An 18766-nucleotide genomic window follows, 5' to 3' on the forward strand; every position below is an offset into this window, starting at 1 on the left:
TCATCCTGTCCGTCATTCCTTGTCGAGCCGGCCGACCAGCGACAGGTCGAAGCTCGCGCCCATATACTTGAAGTGCGGGCGCAACGACAGGGAAATCTGGTACCAGCCGGGGCTGCCCGTCGCGTCCGTCACGACGACCTTGGCGGCACGCAACGGACGGCGGCTGCGCACGTCGGCGGAGGGGCTTTCCTGGTCCGCAATGTACTGACGCAGCCAGTTGTTGAGTTCGCGCTCCAGGTCCTGGCGCTCTTTCCAGCTGCCGATTTGTTCGCGCTGCAGCACCTTGATGTAGTGCGCCAGACGGTTGACGATGAACATGTACGGCAGTTGTGTGCCGAGCATGTAGTTGGTCTGTGCGGCCTGGCCTTCGGGCGTATTCGGAAAAACTTTGGGCTTCTGCACCGAATTGGCCGAGAAGAAGGCGGCGTTGTCGCTGTCCTTGCGCATCGCGAGCGGAATGAAGCCTTCCGCCGACAACTCGAACTCCTTCCGGTCCGAAATCAGCACTTCGGTCGGAATCTTCGCCTGAAGCTGGCCAAGCGACTCGTACAGGTGCACGGGCAGATCATCCACGGTGCCACCCGATTGCGGACCGATGATGTTCGGGCACCAGCGGTACTTCGCGAAGCTGTCCGTGATGCGGTTGCCCAGCAGAAAGACCGTGTTACCCCACAGGTAGTTGTGGTGCTGGCCGTCGATGGTTTCGCGATAGGCAAAGCTGCGAACCGGATTCTCCAGCGGATCGTACGGTTGGCGCAGCAGGAAACGCGGCATGGTCAGACCAAGGTAACGCGCGTCTTCCGACTCGCGCAGGCCACGCCATTTGGCGTGACGCGGGCCTTCGAAGATGTCCTTGACCTCTTTGAGGTTGGGGATGTCCTGGAAGGAATCCAGATTAAGCATCTCGGGGCCGGCGGCCGCGAGGAACGGTGCGTGTGCCATGGCGCCGACCGAGGCGACGTAGTTGAGCAGCTTGATGTCGGGTGCGGAGGGGCCGAATGTGTAATTGCCGACGATGCAGGCGACGGGCTTGCCGCCGAACTGGCCGTAACCTGCCGTGTAGATGAGCTTGTAGAAGCCACTGCGAGTGATGTCCGCGGCGCTCTCGAAGTCTTCCAGCAGTTCATCCTTGGTGGCGTGAAGCACGTCGATGAGAATGTTCTCGCGGAAGTCGGTGCCGACCACCAGTCGATGAAGTCCACGCCAGGCCGATTCCAGCTCCTGCAGGGCAGGCTGATGGAGGATGACGTCGATCTGCCTGCCGAGCTTCGCGTCGATCTGGGCAATCATTTGGTCGACCAACTGCTTGTTCACCGGCTGTTCGCGCGCATCGGTCTTGAGCATCTCGGCAATGAAGGCAGCCACGCCGCGCTCGGCAACGGCATAACCCTCCTGGGCGGGCTGCAGGCGAGTCTGCGCCATGATCTGAGCCAGCAGGCCCTCCTGTGCCAGCGCGTCCTGCTTTGGGACTGCAGCGGTTTGTGCTTGTGTCATTGTTATGTCCTTTGCAAACGGGAAGAGGAACAGCGCAGCATCAGGCCTCGCCGGGTTCCAGCAACTGCTCCAGTTCCTTGGCCAGCTTGCCGCGGGAGGCTTCGTCACCAAGCAGAACCTGCAACTGCTTGCGGAAGGCCGGGATATTTCCCATCGGCCCCTTGAGCGCCACGAGCGCCTCGCGCAACTCGAGCAACTTGCGCATCTCCGGCACCTGGCGTGCGATGACATCGGGACTGAAATCCTCGATGGCGCTGAACTTCAGGTGGACGGGCAACGTGTCGTTCTCGCCACCCTCTTCCAGTACGGCCGGCGCATCCATCGTCAGGTCCAGGCCGAACTCGGACATCACGTTGTTGAAGTTGTCCTTGTTGATGCTGACAGCGGTACGGTCTTCGAGTGCGACGTCGCCCTCGCGCCCCTTGAAGTCGCCCGTCACCAACAGTTTCAACGGCAGTTCGACCTCCTCCTGCTCGCCGCCCGTTGCGGGAACGTAGCGAATGTTGATGCGTTCCTTCGGTGCGACCGATCCTTGCTTTGCCATAAGCCACTCCCATTCGAATTGAAGTCTTTGCAGCGCGAGATTCGATAAACCCCGGCGCATAGCGCACCCAGGTATATGCAGCGCAAGCGGAAGCGTGCCGGCCGAGCCAAGCCACCCTCTATGGCATGCCGAAAAATCGCTTTCCGCCGCAAACGACGAGGCTAGACGTTGATGGCGATAATTGAAATAAGACAGGTCTCATTTTTATTCAAAAACATCCCGTATTAGTTCGAATGCATAATCCATGAAAATATCCATCATTAATTTTCAGACAAATCCCATGGACGAATAAGTTATTGCCGTGGTTTCCTCGCTAGCTTGGCCATGCGCTTATTTCAGGTGAATTGAAGGCGCTCTCACCAACCGTATTCAAATTCCATGGCCGATACATTCGTTTGCATTATTAGCAATACGAAAACGCTTTTTCCAAGAAAAATCTTTCCTGAAAAGGGGAGCTCGATTACATGATTGCGGTAGATCTCCCGGCGCTCATCGAGCGTCTTAATGTGTTGTGTCGGCATGCCTTGGAAGAAGCTGGAAACCTCTGCATCGGGCAGCGTGGTGCCGAAGTCACGGTGCCCCATCTGCTGTTCAAGCTGCTCGATCAGCCTCAGTGCGACGTGCGTATCGTGTTGCGTATCGCGGGGATTGAGGTGGACAGCGCGCGGTACGCGCTGTCCACCGCATTTCCCGAGGGGGATAGCGGGCACAATCAATATCCTTCCTTCTCCCCGTTGCTGGTGGAACTGTTGCAGGAGGCATGGCTGCTCGGTTCGGTTGAGCTGGGACAAGCCGAAATCCGTAGCGGCGCGCTGCTGCTCGCCGTGCTGCTCAATCCTGGGCGTTACCTTCCGCTGGCGGCGATACGCCTGCTGGATAGCGTGAGCCGGGAACCGCTGCGCAAGCGCTTTGGCGAACTGTTGGCCGGATCGACGGAGGCTGCCGATGCGGCGTCCGCCGGCAACCGCGAGCGTCCTGCCAGTGGAGCCGACAGTGCGCTGACCCGCTTCGGTCACGACTTCACCGCACAGGCTCGCGAGGAGCGGATCGACCCGGTGCTGTGCCGCGACGCCGAGATCGACCTGATGGTCGACATCCTGTCGCGCCGCCGCAAGAACAACCCCATCGTGGTAGGCGATGCCGGCGTGGGCAAAAGCGCGGTGGTCGAAGGGCTGGCATTGCGCATCGTGCAGGCACGCGTGCCCGAGCCGCTGCGCGACGTTCACCTGTGGGGGCTGGACCTGGGCGCGCTGCAAGCCGGCGCGTCGGTCAAGGGCGAGTTCGAGAAACGGCTGAAAGCAGTGATCGACGAAGTGAAAGCTTCGCCGCAGCCGATCATCCTGTTCATCGACGAGGCGCATACGCTGATCGGCGCAGGCAACGCCGCGGGCGGCAGCGATGCGGCCAACCTGCTCAAGCCGGCGCTGGCACGCGGCGAACTGCGCACCGTCGCCGCCACCACCTGGTCCGAGTACAAGAAGTACTTCGAGAAAGACCCCGCACTGGCGCGGCGCTTCCAACTGGTGAAGCTGGACGAGCCCAGTCCGGAAGAAGCCGTGCACATCCTGCGCGGCCTGCGCCCCCTCTACGAACAAGCGCACAAAGTCTATATCGGTGACGATGCCCTGCAGGCCGCCGCCGCGTTGTCGGCGCGCTACCTGTCCGGCCGGCAGTTGCCGGACAAGGCGATCGACGTGCTCGATACCGCTTGCGCGCGCGTCGCCACCGCGCTCGCCGAGCCGCCGCGTCGCTTGACCGTGCTCGAAAACGAGCTTCGGCAAATCGATGCGGAAGCCGAACATCTGGTGCGTGATGCCAGGTCCGGCCGCGCACCGTCGACGCAACGACTGGACGACCTGCGCGATGCGCGGAAAAAAGTGGAAGAGCGTATCGCCGAGTTGCACCAAGCCTGGGAACAGCAGAAATCGGTCATCGATACGATTGTCAGCCTTCGCGGTCACGATCCTGACGACGACACCGCCCGGCTGCTTTCGGGCTGGGTGACCCGCCTGACCGAACTGCAACGCGAAGGTGCCCTGCTGCATGCCGACGTGGGCGCCGAGCAGATTGCCCAGGTGATCGCCGACTGGACCGGCATACCGGCCACCACCATCAACAGCGATCAACTGACGCGTCTCGAACAGTTGCCGACTACCTTGCGCGAGCGCGTCAAAGGACAGGACGCGGCGCTGGAGGCGTTGAACCGACGCCTGCTCACGGCGATGGCCGACCTGCGCCGGCCGGGCACGCCGATGGGTACGTTCCTGCTGGTCGGCCCCAGTGGCGTGGGCAAGACCGAAACGGCGTTGGCGGTGGCCGACGCGCTGTTCGGCGGCGAGCGCTTCCTGACCACGATCAACATGTCCGAGTATCAGGAGCGACACACCGTATCGCGCCTGCTGGGCGCGCCACCCGGCTATGTCGGCTACGGCGAAGGCGGCGTGCTCACCGAGGCCATTCGTAAGCAACCCTATGCAGTTGTGTTGCTGGACGAGGTGGAAAAAGCCCACCCGGAAGTACTGAATGTGTTCTACCAGGCCTTCGACAAGGGCGAGCTGGCCGATGGCGAAGGTCGCCGCATCGACTGCCAGAACATCCTGTTCTTCCTGACCTCCAACCTCGGCTTCGATCAGGACGATCCGTCACTGTCTGACCTCGACGTCGACTGCCTGCGGCAGCACTTGATGCGCTTCTTCAAGCCGGCCCTGCTCGCGCGCATGCATCTCGTACCCTATCGCTACCTCGACGAGGCCGTGTTGGGCGACATCGTGGACAGCCGCTTGCAGCGCCTGCAGCAGCAATTCACCCAGCGCTACAACGCCGCGCTGGAAGTGGCCGACAGCGCACGCGACGAGCTGCGCTCGCGCTGCATACGGCACGCCAATGGCGCACGCATGCTCGATGCGAGCATCGACGGCGAACTGCTGCCGCCGCTGTCGCTCGCTGTCCTGTGGCAGCAGGCCAAGGGAGAGCCATTCCGGCGCGCGGACCTGTGCTGGCAGGAGGGTGCCTTCCTGGCCACGCTGCACTGAGTGGAGCACAGCATGGAAACCGTGAGCGTCGTCCTGCTGGCGCGCGAACTCGCGCAAGCGAGCACCATGGCCTCGCTGGCGGCGGCCTGGCTGCTCGCCGCCTGCGATGGCACCGGTATCGAACAGGCGCTTTGCTACTGGCACGAACGCCCCGGCGACAGGCTGCTGCCGATCGCCCACGCCAATGTGGCCGACGCCGCTGGCCTCACCTCGATATCGTTGGAAGAGCTGGACAATCCGCTGGTGTATTGCCTGACCAGCGCCAAGCCTTGCCATGTCGCGCGACTGGATGCCTTGGTCAAGGTCGGCGCTGGCTTCGATGCCTTGCGCGAACATCTCACCGCCCGCGCCGCCCTGCTGGCGCTGCCGATCCATGGCCCACAGCATGAAGTGGTGGGCATCTTCGCATTGATTGGCGCCGAGGCGGTTCTGCGCGCCTGGCAGGCAAACCCGATCTGGCACGAGCTGGTCACGCTGCATCACGTGCTGATGGCGCGCCTGCTGGCGTCGTCCGACATCCACCGCATCGAAGAACAGCGACGAAACGAGATCGCCCAGGACCGGACACGCGCCGCCCGCTTGCTGGCCGCGGACTTCGTCGGTGTCGGGTCGACGGCCCGCCAACTGCGCGAAGACATGCTGCGGCTGGCCGACTCGTCGCTGTCCTTGCTGATCACCGGGGAGACCGGCTCGGGCAAGGATCATGCGGCTTGGCTGATTCACCAGGCCTCGTCCCGCCGGGGCAAGTTTGTACCGGTGAACTGTGCGGCGATTCCGAAAGACCTGATTGAAGCCGAATTGTTTGGCGCGGTACGCGGCGCCTACACCGGCGCCACTCAGGCACGCACCGGGTTGGTGGCCGAGGCGGATGGCGGCACCTTGTTTCTCGACGAAATCGGCGATATGCCGCTGGAACTGCAAGGTACGCTGCTGCGCCTGCTCAACGAGAAGACCTACCGACCGATAGGCGCCACGCGCGAGCAGGCGTCCGACTTCCGCCTGATCTGCGCCACCCACCGTCCCCTGCCCGAACTCGTGCGCGACGGCGCGTTCCGCGAGGATCTGTATTTCCGCATCCGCCAGCGTGTGCTGCGCATCCCGCCCCTGCGCGAACGCCCTGAAGACATTCCGGCACTGGTCGCGCACGTGCTGCTGCAACACAACCGTGAATGCCAGGGCAACATCGCCGGCATTTCCGCGAGCGCGCTGGCACGCCTGCAAGCGCACTCCTTTCCAGGCAACGTGCGCGAGCTGCGCAGCCTCGTGCTAGCCGCAGCCGAGCGCACAGCGCCCGGCAAGCACATTCGCGGCGACCTGCTGGCCGACCTGGAAGAAGACCTGCCGCTAACGGCGAGCGCGGCGCCGTCGACGACAGCATCAGCGCTGCAACAGCTCCTGCACACCGACAACTTGCCGGAAGCCTTGCTGGACTTCGAACGCCTCGTGGTCGGCGAACGGCTGCGCCAGGTCGAGGGGTCGCGGCGCGAGGCGGCGCTCAGCCTCGGCATACCCAAACGCACGCTGGCACGCAAATGCCTGGAGTGGAATTTGAATGGAGAGGAACGCTCATCATGAAATCGATCAGCCTGGCATTGCTGTTAGCGGCAGCACTGGCCGGTTGCGACGGAGAACACTCCGCCGTCGCCGCGAACAGCGACTGCACCACCGTCGTGTCACCGCAGGAACGGCTGGCCTGCTTCGACGCCAAGGCAGGTACCCCACCACCGGCCACATCGCCACCGGCCGCACTCCAGGCCCAGGCATCCGCGGCCGCGCCAACGCCCGCCACCACGCCGGCCAGCGCGAAGCGCCCGGACATCACTGACCTGGTCCAAGCCAACGAGGCCAAGCGCCATGCCGACGACACCGGCTTGCTGCTGATGCGTACGCCGGAAAAGATTCCCGGCCAGGACAAGGTCGTTATCTCGGCTCCGGCGCTGGGAGGCTCGACACCCGCCCCGACACTCGCGATCAGTTGCCTGCAAAACATCTCGCGCCTGCAACTGCTGACCGCCGACGCACTGCCCTTCAACCACGCCAATCTACGGCTGCTGCTGGACGGCCGACCCGTGTCGACCAGCCAGCCGTGGCAGGTCCTCGATGACGGTACGGTCACCGACGCGGGACGCGGCCTGGTGGCGATCGAGCAGCTGCGCCACCTGGCCCGGCCAGCACAGCGCCTGCAGATCGAGAGCGACCAGGCCCCCTTCGACGGACTTATCTTCGATGTCTCTCGGCTCCATGAGCAACTGGTCCAGCAGCGCGAGGCATGTCACTGGTGAAACTGCCCGCCCCACTGGACCTCGATACCTTGCTGGCGCCGCTCGACCCGCGCCAGCCCGCTGGTGTGTTCGATGACGAAGACGACGCTTACCAAGGCATCGATCACGAAATGGTCAAGCTCGGCAGCCTGCAGGAAGCGACCATCGATTGGCCCTATGTCGACGAAGCCGCGCAGCACTACCTGCGCAACCAGTGCAAGCACCTGCGCGTTGCCGGGCATCTGCTGACCGCTCGCGCGCACACACGCAGCTGGCGCGGCTGGGCCGAAGCCACCGGCGTACTGGCAGGCATGGTCGAACGCTACTGGGAAACCAGCTATCCGAAACCGGGCGCCACCGGCTACCTGGCCAAACGGAGGTTGGTGGGGCAGTTGCTGGAGCGGCTGGCCGACAGCTTGGCCGCGTTGGAAAGCACCGGATACAGCGAGGAGTTCTACAAGGCCGGCCAATCCGCACTCGATAGCCTGCAACGCTGCGCTGAAAGCGCCCAGCTCGACGTGCCCACCCTCTCCAGGCTGGAGGCGTTGCTGCGACAAAAAGCCGAAGTGTTGCGCGCGCCAGAGCTGGCCGACGCCAAACTCGACCCGCCCGCGCGCGGCGAGGTGCTGTCGGACGCCTTCTTCACGCCGGTTCTGCCGGCGCCTGGCAACGAGCGCGAGGGCCGCAAGTCGCTGCTGGCCGCGGCCGAGATCATCAACCAGCAAGACCCCTACGACCCCACCGGCTACCTGCTGCGGCGGTTTGCCCTGTGGGCCCACCTGACCAATGCGCCGTCGGCGCGCAAACACCACCAGACCGAACTGATGGCCGTGCCCGCCGACGTCGCCGAAGGGTATGCGGACACGCTCAGCGCCAACGCTGTCGACCCGGCGCTGTTGCAACGTGTCGAACGCAGCGTCACGACCTCACCGTATTGGCTGCGCGGCAGCTACCTGGCCGCCGGCATCGCCCGGCGCCTGGAGATGCCGCTGGTAGCCGAGGCCATCCGTCAGTCGACCGAACGCTTCGTCACCCGACTGCCCGCGCTGAGCAAACTGGAATTTGCCGATGGGCGTCCGTTCGTAGATGGAGAAACCCAGGCCTGGATCAGTGGCGCACACGCGGCCGGCGCCATGGCCGCCGCCGGCCATGACTACGTCGGCGTGCGCGACGAACTGCACGGCCTGCTCGAAGCGCAAGGTGTCGAGTCCGTGCTGCGTCGGCTCGAAGCGATCCAGCAGGAAGCCGCCGACTTGCGGCACCGCTGCCACGTCATGGCCATCGCTGCCGAGCTGCTGCGGCCACGCGGCCTCACCTGGCTGGCGGATGGTTTGTTCGTCCGCGCATATCGGGCCATGCAGCACGCGTCGGCGCCCGAGTGGGAGCCCGACCTCTTCAGCCTTCTCGAACGACAACAGCCGGATGCCTCGGGGCACAAGGATTAAACAGGGAGCATCGTCATGTGGAACATCTGGTCCAAACTACAACGTTACGGCCGACTCATCTTGCGTTGGGGGCGGCAAGGCGCGCCCCTGCTGCAACTGCTGCTACTGGTGCTCGCGCTGGCCACCATCTGGTGGTTGGGACCCAAGTGGAGCTGGGGCGAGCATCGCCCCCTGGCCAGCCTGTCCGCGCGGGTACTGGCAACAGTCGTCGTGCTGATCGTGCCGCTGCTGATCTGGGCGCTGCGCCTGCGCAAGCGCGCCATGCGCCTGGAGGCCGAGCAGCACCATGTGGAAGAGCAACAGACCGACCCATGTCTGCGTTACGTCGAAGCGCAGGAGCGCGCACTCGATCACAGCCTCGAGATTCTGCAGGCCAACCTCAAGGGCCGGCAGGCGCTGTACCAGTTGCCCTGGTACCTGGTGCTGGGTCAGGAAAACTCCGGCAAGACCAGCTTCGTCAACCGCTCCGGCCAAAGCTTCTCCCTCACCGGCGAAATGAAGGCCGGCAGCCGGCGCCTGCAAGACGATCCCGACAAGCTCTACGCCATCGACTGGTGGATGGGCGACCAGGCCATTCTCATCGACCCACCGGGTGAACTGATCAGCCAGCCGCGGATCGAGCCGGTCGCCACTCCCGGCGACGCGGAAAACGAAAGCGCGCCCGTGCTGCCCGCGCGGCTGGCCCGCCACAGCGCGCTGCCCGAAGACATCCACGCGCGGCTGTGGGACAGCTTCGTCGGCTGGCTCGGCCGCAACCGCAGCCGCCGGCCGCTCAACGGGGTGGTGCTGATGGTCAGCCTGGAAACCCTCGCGCACCAAGCGCCAAGCGACCGCAAGGCGCTCGCCGCGGTGCTGCGTGCGCGCCTGGCCGAACTGAGCCGGCAGCTCGGTACACGGCCGCCGCTGTACGTGGTGCTCAGCAAGTTCGATCTGCTGGAAGGCTTCGAAACGCTGTTTGCACGGCTGCCCAAGTCGGTGCGTGAAGATCTCTTCGGTTTCAGCTTCACCCTGGATGCGATCCAGCGCTATGACGCCTGGCTTGACGAACTCGGCACGAACTACGACGCCTTCCTTGACCGCCTGAACGAGCAGGTGTTCGACAGCCTGGCCGACGTGCCCGACGTAGCGCAGCGCGAAGCGCTGTACTCGCTCACCCGACAATTGAGCGGCCTGCGGCCCCTGCTGCTGAGCTTCCTTGCCGACGTGCTGGGCAGCGATCGATATGTCACGCCGGCACTGCCGCGCGGCGTGTTCTTCTCTTCGGTCTATCAGCAGGGTGTACTCAACAATGCCTTCCTCACCACCGCTTCGCATACCTATGCATTGCATGGACCGGTCAACTACATGCAGCCCAGCGGGCGCTCTCTGGTTTACTTCGCCCAGCACCTGTTCCAGCGCGTCATCTACCCCGAATCCGGTCTGGCCGGCGACAACCCCAGGGTCATCGCCGAGAAGAAGCACGCGCTGACCCTGCGCTTCGGCGTAGCGTCGCTGGGCAGCGCGCTCGTGATCGGCGCGTGGTACCACTACTACGCGATGAATCGCGACAAAGCCCTGAGCGTGCTCGAGCGCAGCCGCGCGTTCAGCACCCGCGCCGTCGACGGCACGCTCGACCCTACCGGCCGCAATTTGCTGCAACCGCTGGACCAGATCGGGAGCGTGGTCGCCGTCTACGGCAACTACCGCGATGCTTGGCCGGTCGTGGCCGACCTCGGCCTGTACCAGGGCCGTACCATCGGCCCCAAGGTCGATCAGGCCTACCTGACCCTGCTGTCACAGCGCTTCCTGCCGGCGCTGGCCAGCGGCGTGATGAAAGAGCTGGACGGCGCCGGGACGGACAGCGACACGCAACTGGCCGCGCTGCGCGTCTACCGCATGATCGAAGACAGGCCCAATCGTCGGCCGCCCGTGGTCGAAAACTGGATGGCCGCGCACTGGCAAACGGCCTTCCCGGGCGAGGACGGCGTACAGCGCGCGCTGATGCGCCACCTGGACTACGCCATGAAGTATGCCGACACGCGCCTGCCGCAATACCAGGAGCGTGTCGCAGCCTTCCAACGCGAGCTGCGCACCATCCCGCTGCCGCAGCGCGTCTACATGACTATGCGCCGCCAGGCCGGCGCCGCGCTGCGTGCGCCGCTCGACCTGCGCAACGAGATCGGCCCGGCGTACGACATCGTGTACGAACCCGAAGCCGGCGCGGGCGGCAAGCAGGAGACACCGCGCGCCAATGGCCGCATCGACGCCCTTCTCACCGCCAAGGGCTACCGCGGCTACTTCGCCCCGCACAGCCAGGACATTGCCGAGCTGGCCATGATCGATCAGTGGGCCCTCGGCGAGCGACGCAACATCGACTACTCCGAGGCCGACAAGCGCGCGCTGGCCGATCGCATCCGCTCACTCTACAGCCGCGACTACGTCGACACCTGGCAACGCAACCTCAACCAGATCGCCGTGCGCGACTTCCAGGACATCGGCCAGGCCGTCACCATCCTGGGCAGCGTCACCAGCCCGGCCGCGCCGCTGCGGCGCCTGGTCGAAACCGTGCGCGACAACAGCGAACTCGGCACCCCGCCCGCGACCACGACCAGCGCCGTCACCGAAACCTCGCAAATCAAGGCCGCCGCGCTGGCCGACAAGGTGGACAAGCTCAGCGAGTCCGACGCGACGCCGCTGCCGGTCATCACCATCGCCCACGCCTTCGCGCCGATCAGCCAGTTGCTCGAAGCCAAGGGCGAGCGGCCCCCGTATCTCGACGAAACCATGCAGGCCATCGGCGCCGTGCAGGACAAAGTGCGCGCCGTGCATGACAGCCCGGACCGCGGCAAGGCCGCGCTCAGCGTCGTGCTCGAACGATTCGGCCAGAAAGGTCCCGATCCCGTCGCCAACCTGCAACGCATCGCAGGCGGCCTGCCCGAGCCGTTGAGTCATCAGGTCGGCAAGCTGGCCGACGAGTCGTCGCGCATCGTCCTTGTGGAAGCCCTGCGCGAGCTGGAAAAACGCTGGGATGCCGACGTGTACCGCTTCTATCACGAGCGCCTGGCCAACCGCTACCCGTTCAACCCGACCAGCCGCGAAGAAGTCTCGCTCGACGACTTCACTGCCTTCTTCGGACCGCAGGGGCGCCTGCAACAATTCCGCGACAAGTACCTCAACCTGTTCATCGAGGACAATCTGGAGGCCCTATACTCCGAACGCCTCGGCGGCTATTTGGTGCGCAACGACGTACTCACCCAACTCGAAGCTGCCAACCGCATCCGCGACGCCTTCTTCAATAGCCGCGGGCAACTCGGCGTGCAGTTCTTCGTCGAACCCCTGGGCCTGGCCGCCAACAAGCGCAGCAGCTCCCTCAGCGTCGAGGGACAGCTGATCTCCTACAACCACGGTCCCACCATCAGCACGGCCGTGATCTGGCCAAACACCCTGGCGCCCAGCAACGAAAGCCGCATGACCCTGGTCCACGCCGGCGGCAGCAGCAGCGGGCTGATCTACCGCGGTCCGTGGTCGCTCTACCGCCTGCTCAGCCAAGCGCGCCTGAACGGCGCCACGGCCACCAGCGTCGACCTCAGCTTCGCCGCGGCGGACGGTGGCATGCGCTACCGCATCAGCACCGAGAAGGCCAACAACCCCTTCACCCAGCCGCTGTTCAAAGGGTTCGCGCTACCGCGTACGCTGCTGCAGGACGAGCGGCGCGCGGATGCGTCGGCGAGTGGACAAGGTGAGGTGGAGCTGAAACAGATTGCGCGTCGGAACAGTGTCTGACCACACGCGGGCCGCGCGGCGGCCCGCCCTCTGCTCATCGTGCCCGACCGATTCGGTACGGTCGTTGGCAATGACGATGGTTTCATCGTGATTGGCCGCGCAAATGGTCCTACGTAAAAGCCTCGCCGCTGGCTTCGTGCTTGTAACGGCCCGGATAGTCGTAGCGCGCGTAGCCGCGGCCTGACGATCAAGGGCCGTGCCGTCGCGCAGGGTGAATTCGACGACCGCGAACGATTCGTCGCCGGTGATGAAGGTAAAGCGCAGATCAGCTCAATCAACCCTGTGCACTCCTTACCAGCCCGTTACCGGGCCGGCAATCTACATGCTGAGTTGAGCGACCGGCGCTAGCGCCGGTCGCACGGAGTGACCCGGGCTCAGGCTTCCTGGGGCTTGCGCCAGTCGTCCGAGGCTTCGGTGCCGGCGATGGCGTGGGTCCAGGTGATCTTGCGGTAAGCCATAGCGACCTTGACCAGTTGGGTGTACTCGGCCTTGGTCGCGTCCTGCGCATGCGGCAGCACGGTGTTGATGGTGACGATGGTGGCGTCTTCGAGCTTGGTGGTGAAGAAGTGCTCCTGCTTGCCCTCGGTCGAAGTGCGGTACCACTTCACTTCCACTTCGGGGAGCATCTCACCAGAGGCCAGTGCCTGGTACAGCAACGGCGTGGCCTTGTTGAGCGGCGAGGTGAAGGTGAACGGCTTGTGCACACGCTGGCCCGACGGCTGGCCGCTCTGCGGGTCGGTCGGGGTGGCAATCAGGTGTTCGACTTCCTGGACGAGGATCTGGTCTTCGTGACCCTCCTGATAGACGTTGCCTACGGAGTCGGCGGTGAAGGCGCCTTGCGTGATGTTGCCCTGGGTCTTGCCATGGATACTGATATAAGCGGGAGTCGGCATGAATGCAGTCCTTGTTGTTGGAATCGACACGGCCCTCTGACCGTGTTGCCATCGGTGATGACAGACTGGGTAATGCAATGCCCGTGCCAACCATCTCAAGTCGCGATTTAATCCCTTGATATCAGCACATTAGCGGCGATGCCCGGCATTTCGGACAAGCGCCGAGGAAAGCCAAACCGCGAAAATCGATTTTTTCAAGGGAAAATCGGGCCATTCGTGGCCCGCTCAAAATCAACCAATTGAAAATAAAAGAGATTTGCCGGGCCATTTTTGGCCCGACCGAGCCACGAATGGCCCGATCGCTCGCTGGGCCTATTCGTTCGGATAACAAACTCCTTGGCTGATGTTGCTGGAGCACATCCGGCAACGCGCGTTGTTGTCCAGCACACAGTTCACCGTGCCGTATCGGCAGCCGCTGGAACGCTCTGCGGTGCTGATGCAAGAGCGCCCCGCGTCGGAGCGACACCACCATGCCAAGCACAGGGCGGAATGCTGGACTACGCGGCCTGGAGATCGTCGCCTACGCGCTCAAGCTGACCCAGCCGCGCCTGCTGCCGGTCGGCACCGCACCAGAAGAGGATCAGGCGGCGCAGGCAGAATCTGGACGGCCGCGACGGCCTACGCCGCGCTGCTGCACGACCCGGGAAAAATTGCGGCGGATTTCGTTGTTGAATTGGCTTGGCGCCCATGGCATGACCCACCGAACCATCCGTATCGGTTTCGCTATCGTGACGGGCGCGCAATTCGCCTGCACTGCGCAGCCACGGGGCTGCTCTCCATGCAGCCCCCATCCTCGACTGGCCGCATCGCGCAACACCAGCACGAATGCTGCCAGCCGCTATGCGAAAATTGAGGCTTCCAGTCTCTTCAATCAGCCATATCGGGGCCCGTATGACTACCCACATCACGATCGAATTCACCGAACACGCAGCGGAAGCCATCGGCGAGCAAACCAGCACCAGTTTCTCCTACGACCAGGGTGCGCACGTACCGCAACCGGGCGACTTCGTCGAACTCGAGAATTCGCGGCAGACGTTCCTCGTGATCGGCCGCGTGTTTTCGCTCAAGGCGAACTACAGCGCCGTCAAGCTCGTGCTCGACCTGCCACCGTCAGACGACGACCAGGACTTCAGTCCCGCGCACTGAACGACAACGAAACGCATGGCCTCGGTCTGAGCCGCTGGTCATGCGACGCACGCGTGGGTGACATCGCAGCCGATGATCGATCGACATCGGCTGCGCATGCCCCCCGCCGACGAACAATAAAAAAGCCCGCCATGGCGGGCCTTGCTGGAACACGGAGCGTCACACGTTACCGCGCATCCGGAAACACCGACGCAGTCAGACACCGCTCGAACCACACCGCATCGTCGCCATCGCCGATCGGCCACATTTCCGCATCGAGTTGCGGCAAACCGGTTGCCGGTGCGGGCGTACGTTTATCGTCACCGGACACCCCCGCACGCATCCACCCCGATTGTGCGCCACCGTTATCGCACGCATGCCCATGCGCCTGCGTCTCGCAGAACGCCACCGGGCGCACCTTCCCGCCGTCGGCCGCGCTCACCGAGCGGTACTGAAAAACCGCGCCGGTCGCCCAGTCCTCGCTCTGGCTGCAGACGCGCGCACGATGCTGCACATGAACCGCGCCGAAACACGCATATGAAACGTGTGCGCCGCTCGCATCGTCGGGAATGAAATCGCAGTTGCCATCGAAGCCGGTCAACGGGCCGCCCGTGTATTTCGCAAGCCACTGGCGCTCGGCCAACGCTCGCGCGACCAGTCCTTTACCGGACTGATCGTCCAGCTCGGCGCTGCGTCGGTCGATTGCCTTGCGCACTTCATTGACGGCCAGCGGATGGCCATCGTAATCGGCATCGAGACGGTTGTTGCGCGCGGCGATCCAGCGGCGCTGGCTGCGCACGAGCATGTCGCGAATAGCGGCATCCGGCGCGGCCTTCAGCGCGCCCGCATAGGCCGAATTCATTCGCGCATCGGCTGCCCGCAGCACGGGGCTCGCGCAGATGCGCTTCTCGACTGGTTGCGCGGCCTTCGCGCAATCCATCGCCAGGGCCGGCAAGGCCAAACCCACGCCACACATGAACACCGAGGCAAGACCGGCCAGCCTGACGGTCGATGCCATTCGAATCCTTCGCATGCGCTCTCTCAGTTAGTTTGTTGTTCTCGGCCGCGCCGGATCGACGCAGCATCGCCTCTCTCGCTTGCCCGGAACCGGTACCGCGCGTTGCCGTGCAGCACCGCTCCGGGTGCGACAGGCACACACCCGCACCGGGTCGAACACACGCCCTCAGGCGCGGCGTGCCCCGGCTTTCATTCACAGGTGACTGGATCTCGATCGACTGGACAACGGTCATGCCCGCCCCATACGCGGCGCGAGCATGTCGTGCCGACGATCACGAACGATCGTCGGCGATATCTTTCGGCAGGCGGCAGCCGCGCATCGTCGTGCCCGGGCACGCGATCGGCCGACCCGCGCCACCTTGCTTCGCGGCACCGACGCCCGACGGCTCGCGCCGCCGCGGCCGGCCTGCCGCGACATCGCTACTTCTTCTCCGGCTCCGACGCACCCGGCTGCTTGAACGGGAACGTGCTGAACATCGACTTCGCCTGATTCTGCATCTGCTCCTGCATCTGCACGAACATGTTCTTCGACTGCTCGATGTAGCTCGTCATCATCCCTTGCATCATCGGCGCCTGCATGTTCATGAACTGCGACCAGACTTCCGGATTCATCGCATTCGTGTCGTACATGTTCTTCGACTGATCCGCGAGCTTGTTCTGGATGTCGATGAACGCCTGGATGTTCTTTTCCAGGTACGTGCCCATCATGCCCTGCATCGCATGGCCGTAGAAACGGATGATCTGCGACAGCATCGACGACGAGAACATCGGCACGCCGCCGCTTTCCTCTTCGAGGATGATCTGCAGGAGGATGCTGCGCGTCAGGTCTTCGTTGGACTTCGCATCGACGACCTTGAAATCCTCCTGCTCCAGCACGAGCTGCTTCACGTCGGTGAGCGTAATGTACGTGCTTGTCTCGGTATCGTAGAGCCGGCGGTTCGGGTACTTCTTGATGAGCCGTTCGGCCGTCTTCTTTGTAGTAGTCATGTAACGCCTTTCAGTGCAGCGTAGCGCAAGTGACGAATCCCCGCCGCCCGAATCCGGGAGGCGGGGGCCTTCGGAACACACCCGGCTGCGCGGCCACCCGGCCCGCGCAGCCCGGGCGTCAGCCCATGTGCAGGCCGCCGTTCAGCGAGAAGTCGGCGCCCGTCGCGAAGCCGGAATCGTTCGACGCGAGCCACGCGACGATCGAACCGATTTCCTCCGGCCCGCCGAGACGTCGCACCGGGATCGTCGCGACGATCTTCTCGAGCACGTCGGGGCGGATCGCCTTCACCATGTCGGTGCCGATGTAGCCCGGCGACACGGTGTTGACCGTCACGCCCTTCGTCGCGACTTCCTGTGCGAGCGACATCGTGAAGCCGTGGATGCCGGCCTTCGCGGTCGAGTAGTTGGTCTGGCCGAATTGACCCTTCTGGCCGTTCACCGACGAAATGTTGATGATGCGGCCCCAGCCACGCTCGACCATCCCGTCGATCACCTGCTTCGTCACGTTGAACAGGCTCGTCAGGTTGGTGTCGATCACGGCCGTCCAGTCTTCATGCGTCATCTTGCGGAACACGACGTCGCGCGTAATGCCCGCGTTATTGACCAGCACGTCGATCTCGCCGACTTCGGCCTTGACCTTGTCGAATGCTTCCTTGGTCGAGTCCCAGTCGCCGACGTTGCCTTCCGACGCGATGAAATCGTACCCGAGCGCCTTCTGGTCCTCGATCCATTTCACGCGGCGCGGCGAGTTCGGGCCGCAACCCGCGACGACCTTGAAGCCGTCTTTCGACAGACGCTGGCAGATGCTGGTGCCGATGCCGCCCATCCCGCCCGTTACGTACGCAATTCGCTGAGACATGAATCTCACTCCATTTTTTGGTTTCGAGAGCTGCCGAGGCCCCCTCTGACTTCACGTAGCGCCGGCCGAAGCCGCAATCGGCCGGCGCCCGGATTCGATACGCCGGTGACGAATGACCGGTTACGGACGCTCGACCGCGAGCGCGACCCCCATCCCGCCGCCGATGCACAGCGACGCCAGCCCGCGCTTCGCATCGCGCTTGACCATCTCGTGCAGCAGCGTCACCAGGATCCGGCAGCCCGACGCGCCGATCGGGTGACCGATCGCGATCGCGCCGCCGTTCACGTTCACCTTCGACGTGTCCCAGCCCATCTGCTTGTGCACCGCCAGCGCCTGCGCAGCAAACGCTTCGTTGATCTCCATCAGGTCCAGGTCGCCCGGCGTCCAGCCCGCGCGCTCCAGACACCGGCGCGACGCCGGCACCGGGCCCATGCCCATCACGCTCGGATCGACGCCCGCGTTCGCGTACGCCTTGATCCGCGCGAGCGGCGTCAGGCCGAGCGCCGCCGCCTTCTGCGCCGACATCACCAGCACCGCCGCCGCGCCGTCGTTCAGCCCCGACGCGTTCGCCGCCGTCACCGAGCCGTCCTTCGAGAACGCCGGCTTCAGCCCGGACAGCGATTCCGCCGTCACGCCGTGGCGCACGAATTCGTCGGTGGCGAACTGCAGCGGCTCGCCCTTGCGTTGCGGGATCGACACCGGCACGATCTCGTCGTCGAAGCGGCCGGCCTTCTGCGCGGCTTCCGCCTTGTTCTGCGACAGCGCCGCGAATGCGTCCTGCTCTTCGCGCGTGATCCCGTATTCCTTCGCGACGTTCTCCGCCGTGATGCCCATGTGGTACTGGTTGTACACGTCCCACAGGCCGTCGACGATCATTGTGTCGACCAGCTTCGCGTCGCCCATCCGGAACCCGTCGCGCGAGCCCGGCAGCACGTGCGGCGACGCGCTCATGTTCTCCTGGCCGCCCGCGATCACGATGTCCGCGTCGCCCGCGACGATCGCGTTCGCCGCCAGCATCACGGCCTTCAGGCCCGAGCCGCACACCTTGTTGATCGTCATCCCCGGCACTGCCGTCGGCAGCCCGGCCTTGATCAGCGACTGCCGCGCCGGGTTCTGCCCCGAACCGGCCGTCAGCACCTGGCCCATGATCACTTCGCTGACCTGATCGGGCTTCACGCCCGCACGCTCCAGCACCGCGCGGATCACCGTCGCGCCCAGCTCGGGCGCCGCAATCTTCGCAAGCGAGCCGCCGAATTTGCCGACCGCGGTCCGCGCGGCCGATACGATCACTACGTCCGTCATTTCCCTTTCCTCCAGGCCCGCACGACACGGCGCATCGTTACCGGC

At 64.4% G+C, this 18766-nt stretch carries 14 protein-coding genes; 7 read left to right on the plus strand and 7 right to left on the minus strand.

Annotated elements, in window-relative coordinates; genetic code table 11:
* Positions 1-12: 12 nt before the first annotated feature.
* Together tssC and tssB are read right to left on the minus strand one after the other, a co-directional pair.
* Complete coding sequence (tssC, locus tag OHZ10_RS09535) at positions 13-1494, minus strand: type VI secretion system contractile sheath large subunit (RefSeq protein ID WP_174991571.1); 1482 nt, start codon at positions 1492-1494, stop codon at positions 13-15.
* A gap of 40 nt (positions 1495-1534) precedes the next feature.
* Positions 1535-2038, minus strand: coding sequence for a type VI secretion system contractile sheath small subunit (gene tssB, locus OHZ10_RS09540; protein WP_174991572.1), 504 nt, complete (start codon positions 2036-2038; stop codon positions 1535-1537).
* 464 nt (positions 2039-2502) lie between these two features.
* Between tssB and tssH the strand changes: the two genes are divergently transcribed.
* Genes tssH through tssM form a run of 5 tightly spaced genes read left to right on the plus strand, consistent with a single transcriptional unit; the run spans position 2503 to position 12538 of the window.
* Positions 2503-5070 carry a type VI secretion system ATPase TssH gene (gene tssH, locus OHZ10_RS09545; RefSeq protein WP_342702224.1) on the plus strand — a complete coding sequence of 856 codons (2568 nt, stop codon included), beginning with the start codon at positions 2503-2505 and terminating at the stop codon, positions 5068-5070.
* Between the two features lie 12 nt (positions 5071-5082).
* The gene (locus tag OHZ10_RS09550) at positions 5083-6645 is read left to right on the plus strand and encodes a sigma-54 dependent transcriptional regulator (RefSeq protein WP_342702225.1); all 1563 of its coding nucleotides are present in this window, start codon (positions 5083-5085) and stop codon (positions 6643-6645) included.
* Positions 6642-7352 (plus strand): type VI secretion system-associated protein VasI, encoded by a 711-nt coding sequence (vasI, locus tag OHZ10_RS09555; RefSeq protein ID WP_342702226.1) that lies wholly within the window; start codon positions 6642-6644, stop codon positions 7350-7352. The genes OHZ10_RS09550 and vasI overlap by 4 nt, the downstream gene beginning before the upstream one ends.
* Positions 7340-8776: a type VI secretion system protein TssA gene (gene tssA / locus OHZ10_RS09560; RefSeq protein ID WP_342702227.1), complete on the plus strand. Its 1437-nt coding sequence runs from the start codon at positions 7340-7342 to the stop codon at positions 8774-8776. The genes vasI and tssA overlap by 13 nt, the downstream gene beginning before the upstream one ends.
* A gap of 15 nt (positions 8777-8791) precedes the next feature.
* Positions 8792-12538: a type VI secretion system membrane subunit TssM gene (gene tssM / locus OHZ10_RS09565; protein ID WP_342702228.1), complete on the plus strand. Its 3747-nt coding sequence runs from the start codon at positions 8792-8794 to the stop codon at positions 12536-12538.
* Positions 12539-12912: 374 nt separating this feature from the next.
* On the opposite strand, the gene OHZ10_RS09570 is transcribed toward tssM, so the two are convergent.
* Positions 12913-13431, minus strand: coding sequence for an Hcp family type VI secretion system effector (locus tag OHZ10_RS09570; RefSeq protein WP_342702229.1), 519 nt, complete (start codon positions 13429-13431; stop codon positions 12913-12915).
* Positions 13432-13774: 343 nt separating this feature from the next.
* Between OHZ10_RS09570 and OHZ10_RS09575 the strand changes: the two genes are divergently transcribed.
* Both OHZ10_RS09575 and OHZ10_RS09580 read left to right on the plus strand, forming a co-directional pair.
* Complete coding sequence (locus tag OHZ10_RS09575; protein ID WP_425394770.1) at positions 13775-14284, plus strand: TraI domain-containing protein; 510 nt, start codon at positions 13775-13777, stop codon at positions 14282-14284.
* 38 nt (positions 14285-14322) lie between these two features.
* The gene (locus OHZ10_RS09580) at positions 14323-14577 is read left to right on the plus strand and encodes a hypothetical protein (protein ID WP_176047872.1); all 255 of its coding nucleotides are present in this window, start codon (positions 14323-14325) and stop codon (positions 14575-14577) included.
* A 166-nt stretch (positions 14578-14743) separates the two neighbouring features.
* On the opposite strand, the gene OHZ10_RS09585 is transcribed toward OHZ10_RS09580, so the two are convergent.
* From OHZ10_RS09585 to OHZ10_RS09600, 4 genes are all read right to left on the minus strand, one after another.
* Complete coding sequence (locus OHZ10_RS09585) at positions 14744-15589, minus strand: lysozyme inhibitor LprI family protein (RefSeq protein ID WP_342702232.1); 846 nt, start codon at positions 15587-15589, stop codon at positions 14744-14746.
* A gap of 404 nt (positions 15590-15993) precedes the next feature.
* On the minus strand, positions 15994-16560 hold the full coding sequence (phaR, locus tag OHZ10_RS09590; RefSeq protein ID WP_059234033.1) for a polyhydroxyalkanoate synthesis repressor PhaR: 567 nt from the start codon (positions 16558-16560) through the stop codon (positions 15994-15996).
* A 118-nt stretch (positions 16561-16678) separates the two neighbouring features.
* A complete protein-coding gene (locus OHZ10_RS09595) occupies positions 16679-17419 on the minus strand; it encodes a 3-ketoacyl-ACP reductase (RefSeq protein ID WP_059234032.1) in 741 nt (246 codons plus the stop codon).
* Positions 17420-17539: 120 nt separating this feature from the next.
* A complete protein-coding gene (locus tag OHZ10_RS09600) occupies positions 17540-18721 on the minus strand; it encodes an acetyl-CoA C-acetyltransferase (RefSeq protein WP_059234031.1) in 1182 nt (393 codons plus the stop codon).
* Positions 18722-18766 lie beyond the last annotated feature (45 nt).

The organism is Burkholderia arboris (assembly GCF_038723655.1).
GTDB classification, from domain to species: domain Bacteria; phylum Pseudomonadota; class Gammaproteobacteria; order Burkholderiales; family Burkholderiaceae; genus Burkholderia; species Burkholderia arboris.